Raw genomic sequence first — 5,037 nt, forward strand, 5'->3', positions numbered from 1 at the left:
GATCGACCGTGTTGAGGTTGAGATCAAGGAGACTCCGAAGACCGATGCTGAGACCTACGATCCGAAGGGCCAGGATCAGAATGTCCCGACTGGTGGTACTCCGGATCCGAAGAAGAACATCGAGAAGGCGGATGATCTTCCGGAACGTACCGAGTTCGAGTACGAGGGTGGTACTCCGGATACCTCGAAGCCGGGCGAGTATGACGTCACCGTCGTTGTGACCTACCCGGATGGCTCGACCGATAAGGTCGACACCAAGGTGATTGTTGGTACTGACGCTGAGCGTTTCGTGCCGAAGTACGACAAGGTCACCGATGTTCCGGTTGATGGTGACAAGGACACCAACGATCCGTTCGGTAAGAAGGCTCCGGTTAAGGACGTTGTCGTAACGCCGACCAAGGAGTCGGATGCGGAGAAGTGGACGTTCACTCCGCAGGATAACGGTGTGATCAATGCCAAGGCTCCTTCGATGAAGGATGTTGCGGAGAAGATTGACACGAAGCTGCCGGAGCTCAAGAGCACTGAGGCTGGCAAGCGTTGGGACAAGTTCGTTGAGGACTTCACTCCGTTTGCTCGTCCGTCCGTTGATGTGAACTTCACCTACAACGATGACTCCACTAACGAGACCACTGCTGGTTTCGATCTGGTTGGTAAGGATGGTAAGTCCTTGCTGGATCCGGATGGGGACTTCGACGGTGACGGCAAGTCTAACCGCGATGAGATCGAGGACGGGACCAACCCAGCTGACAGCGACACCACGCCGCCGACGGTGAATCCGATCAAGCCGGGTGATAAGACCATCTCCGGTAAGGGCGATCGCCCGGGTGAGGACCTCACGGTGACTATCCCGGATGGGAAGGGCGGCACGATTGACATCCCGGTCACGACTGATGAGGACGGCAACTGGAAGGTTGATGTTCCGTCGGATGTTGATCTGAAGACTGGTGACAAGGTTGTCGTTACCGATGGTGCTGGCAACTCTACTGAGGCAAAGGTTGGCATTGACACTGGTAAGTGTGTTGCTACCACCCTTGGTTTCGGTCTGCCGCTGATCGCGTTGCTGCCGATTGGTCTGGCTACCCAGATGGATATCCCGGGTGTCACCCCGATTGCTAATGAGATCTCGGCTCGCCTGGAGCAGGCGAACTCCCAGATTCAGCAGCAGCTGGGTATCTTCAACCCGCAGATGGCTGGTCAGGTTGCTGAGATCAACGCTCGCCTGAAGGAGGTCGGCGGTGACCTGTCCATGGTGGCTGCTGGTATCGCTCTGATTGCCGCAGGTATCTTGGCAGGCACGCTGATTTACGACAACTGCTCGCCGAACGGTGGTTTCAACTCCTCCGTGAAGGATCTGGAGCTGAAGGGTTCTTCCGGTAAGACGCACAAGCTGTCTTCGAAGAAGGACGACCAGAAGAACCAGGAGCAGGCTGGCGAGGAGCCGGCACCTGAGACCGAGGAGAACTAAGTCCTACGGTGTAGCTGCTTGTAGCTGACTGCTAACCCCGGTGTTGTAGGGAATCACATCCCCCACAACACCGGGGTTTCGCATTTCTAAGGCTTGACTGCACAACGCCTATCCATGGGACAGAGCCTGTTCGTAGATGCGTTGAGGCGACGTGGGTGACCCCCGGAAGGGGGTGTTTTGGGCAGGTTAGTCAAATGTGCGAGTGTCTTATGGGTTGGTGACACGTCCCCTTATGGTAGGCGGTGTCATCTACCTGTGATTTGTCTAAAATTCTGGCCTTATGGAAGCGTCTTTTATGGACCATTGGGTCCCCATTGGGGAATCTTTGGAGATTGCTGCAAATTGAATTGGTGCTGGTCAAAAGTTTAGGTATGGCTAAACGTTTCCCTTGTCTAATAGTCTCCCCGAATTGAGCATATAAGTGTGACTGCCTAACCTTGCAATACGTGAGTGAGAGGCGGTTTGGGCCGTAACTCTCCGCTCGACCCTGTGCTCAAAACTGGGTACGGGGATCCTGAACCATTTTCATCCCTGGAGGGGGATATACATGCAAGGCTGGAGGGGGATATACATGCAAGGAAAGAACATCGCTCGTCGCCGTGGCACGTCTGTTGCTGCGGCCGCGTTGTCGTTTGCGTTGGTTGCGCCGTTTGCTCAGCCGGTTGCTGCGCCGCAGTTTGCGGCTGCTGCTTATGCTGGTACTCCGGCGGAGGCTGGCCAGCCTAACGATGCCGGTAATGGTGTTAAGTACCCGGGTAAGAACGCTGACGGCGTCTACCAGTCCGTGGTGGATGAGCAGCGTTATGAATTCACCGATCAGCCGATCAAGGTTGAGGGGGCTATCGATTCCACCGCGCCGGAAGGGACCAACGAGTCCATCGAGGGCTACGTCATTCACCAGCGTGATGGTGACCTTTCGGTCTACCCGGGAACCCGTGATCCGTGGCAGCCGATCCCGATGGCCGGTGTGCGCGTATACGCACAGTGGACTGAAAAGGGTGGCATCACCTCGCCGGTGTACACCACCACCACTCGTGAGGATGGTCGCTACACCATCCACATGAAGCCCTTCAACAATGCCAAGGGCGAGGTAGTGAAGTTTGATGCGGACCCGAACGGTCCGCAGTACGAGAAGATCCGCGTGTGGGTAGATAACCCAGATACGGATAACTTCACCCAGCTGTATGGCTACAACTTCGGCCACATGGGCCCGAACGGCAACACGTACGACACCCCAGGTGGCATGAGCTGGTATGTCGGTTCTGACCGTGTGACCAATGCGCGTTTTGCGTTTGGTGAGAAGACCCGCCATGACATCATGCACCTGGATAAGGCTGATCAGAACCCGGCGGTTGGTAATGGTCCTGGCCAGATTCAAGGCAAGCTGTTCTGGCACCTCTACCACACCCAGGGCGCGTTCACCCCGAACCTGATGAACTTGATGAACGGTGCCGATGTGCCAGCAACCGGCGTCAAGGTCTATGGTTCCTACCTGTCTGATTACGCGGTCAACGAGATTAAGACGAAGGCTGCGATTGATCTTGGGTTTGATGAGATCCGTGGCAGTGGTTGGACGAACCGTAATGAGACTGCGCTGCAGAACTGGATTAAGCGCAAGATTGCTGAAGAGGGCAAGGATAAGTGGATTGCCGAGACTGCCGAGGCGACCGTCGGTAGTGATGGTAAGTACACGCTCCAGTTCAGGGGTACCTTCGGTCGCAACCCGGCCACTACCGTCGATAAGGTTGACCGTGGCTACGACGATGGTGCGTTGCTCTACACGGATTTGGCCCGTGATAATGGCGCTGAAGCGATTTTCCCGGATGGGTCGAAGCACAACGCGTACAGCTTGTTTGGTCAGGTCGCGCCTGCTGCTGATGTTGGTAGCTGGCGTAAGGCTGTAACTGGCCGTGGCATCGATAATATGCCGAAGCATGTGAACTGGAACTGGCTGTTCTTCTCTACGGAGGAGACTGAGGGGCTTGGTCAGTTCACGCCGTTCTACAACAACTCCTTCCTGCCACGTAGTCAGTACGTGTTTAATGGTGCTGGTAAGTGGGCTGGTGGCTTGGTTTATGGCGCGGGCGATCACTACCTGAAGGAAAACCGCCACGTCATCTACTCGGATTACACCGTGTTTGACGTGCTCGACTACGACACCCATGAGCATCCTGCGAAGCCTGGTGATGTGGTGGAGACCAAGACTGGTGGTCTGCCGACGCAGTGGGTTGATGGTATGCAGTACGCGATCGAGTGGGTCGATGGCAATACCGGCAAGGTAGTCAAGACGTACGATGCTGTTGGCGCTGATGCGAACGGAACTATTCCGTCGTGCCAGTTGGATACTGGTGATGAGAATCTGTTCCCGGGGGGAATTACCAAGACGACGACGTTCACGGCGTACCTGTACCCAGTGAATAAGGAAACCGGTGCTCGCGGTCAGGCGATTGCTGCTGATGCATTCACGGTGTTGACTGGCTGGCAGCCGCTGTATGAGAGGACTGAGGCGCCGAAGGCTGGTGAGCAGGTCACCTCTCAAGCTCCGACGTTTGACAACACGGATACTGAGGACGACGTTGAGAAGCTGACTGCTGAAGAGCTGACGGCTAAGGATGCTGATAAGCAGCCGACTCGCTTCAGCGTGGCCGACGGCTTCAAGGCTCCGAAAGGCTACAAGGTCAGCGTTGATCGTCGTACCGGTGAGGTTTCTGTAACCTTCCCGAAGCACGCGCCGTACAAGTCCGAAATTGAGGTGCCGGTTCAGGTTACCTACAAGGACAAGACGACTGCTGTTGGTTCTGCACGTTTTGTGCTGACGTCGAAGCAGGATGCGGACAAGGTTGAGCCGCAGTACGAAGACGGTATCGGCAAGCCTGGTGAGGATGCCAAGGTTCCGGCTCCGGAGTTTAAGGAAGCAGACGACAACGGTGATCCGACTGACAAGTCTGTTGAGCAGCCGCCGGAGGGCGTGGAGTTCCACGAGGGTCTTGTAGACCCAGAGGATTAGAATGCTCGCCCGAAGTACGTTGCTGTCGTAAAGGATGAAGACGGCAACGAGCAGGAAGAGGAAAAGGATCTGCCGAAGGGCAGCGTGACCGTTGACAAGGGAACCGGTGAGGTTTCGGTTAAGGTTCCTGAGGATGCGAAACCGGGCTCTGAGTTCACGGTTCCGGTGAAGGTGACCTACCGGGATGGGTCTGAGGACACCGTTGACGTGACCGTCGAGGTGGAGAAGAACGACAACGAGAAGTTCGAGCCGGAATACCTGGAAGAAAATGGTAAGCCGGGTGAGGACGTCACGGTTGGTGCACCTACGTTCACGGATGATGCGGGCAACCCGGCTGAGAAGCCGGAGAGCACCACATTCAAGAAGGGTGAGGACGCACCTGAGGGCGTGACCGTTAATGAGGATGGTTCTGTGAAGGTGACCATCCCCGAGGGCGCTGAGCCTGGTACCAAGATCGAGGTTCCGGTTGTTGTGACCTACCCGGATGGCTCCGAGGACACCGTCGAAGCTGCGGTCAAGGTTAATGGCCCGAAGACCACGGTTGATTCCTCCAATGTGACCCCGG

Annotated in this window: 3 protein-coding genes; all 3 read left to right on the top strand. The window is 56.1% G+C overall.

Annotated elements, in window-relative coordinates; translation table 11 throughout:
* A partial coding sequence (locus HMPREF3104_RS00280; RefSeq protein ID WP_246816270.1) for a Rib/alpha-like domain-containing protein occupies nucleotides 1-1,465 on the top strand: 1,465 nt, incomplete at its 5' end.
* A gap of 571 nt (nucleotides 1,466-2,036) precedes the next feature.
* Nucleotides 2,037-4,472 carry a YPDG domain-containing protein gene (locus HMPREF3104_RS00285; RefSeq protein WP_070493071.1) on the top strand — a complete coding sequence of 812 codons (2,436 nt, stop codon included), beginning with the start codon at nucleotides 2,037-2,039 and terminating at the stop codon, nucleotides 4,470-4,472.
* A gap of 84 nt (nucleotides 4,473-4,556) precedes the next feature.
* Nucleotides 4,557-5,037: YPDG domain-containing protein (locus HMPREF3104_RS00290; RefSeq protein WP_141738061.1), on the top strand; the 481-nt coding region annotated here is incomplete at its 3' end.

It is taken from the genome of Corynebacterium sp. HMSC30G07 (assembly GCF_001806945.1).
GTDB classification, from domain to species: domain Bacteria; phylum Actinomycetota; class Actinomycetes; order Mycobacteriales; family Mycobacteriaceae; genus Corynebacterium; species Corynebacterium riegelii.